This is a genomic window from Kitasatospora sp. MBT66 (assembly GCF_000710405.2).
GTDB lineage: Bacteria > Actinomycetota > Actinomycetes > Streptomycetales > Streptomycetaceae > Kitasatospora > Kitasatospora purpeofusca.
Genome location: NZ_JAIY01000038.1, coordinates 1 through 428 on the forward strand (window position 1 = coordinate 1; position 428 = coordinate 428).

General features: G+C 80.6%; 1 protein-coding gene. It reads left to right on the forward strand.

Features of this window, described 5'->3' with window-relative positions; all coding sequences use genetic code 11:
• A partial coding sequence (locus BI06_RS52195; RefSeq protein ID WP_043479140.1) for an AAA family ATPase occupies positions 1-428 on the forward strand: 428 nt, incomplete at both ends.

The following is a 428-nucleotide window of genomic DNA, read 5'->3' on the forward strand; positions in this document are numbered from 1 at the left end:
CCGCCCGGTGCTGCTCGGCCGGTGCCACCCGCTGCGCGAACCGGAGCCCTTCGGGCCGGTGGTCGACGCCCTGCGGGACGCCGCCGCCCTGTTGCCCCCGCCCGCCGAGCTGCCGCCCAGCACCGGGGCGCTGCGCCTGGTGCTGCCCGACCTGGCCGCCCAGCTGCCGGCCGCGCCGCCGGACGGCGGGACGCTGCTGTCCGCGCGCCGGCTGCTCGCCCAGGGGGTGCGGGCGCTGCTCACGGCGCTCGACGCCCCGGTCCTGGTGGTCGAGGACCTCCAGTGGGCCGACGACGCCACCCTCGACATGCTGGTCCGGCTGGCCCGTGACCTGCCGCCGCGGCTCGCGCTGGTGGTCACCTACCGTCCCGAGGACCTGGCATCCGGTGCCCCGGCGCCCGGGGCGGCCTTCCGCCCGGCGCCCGCCC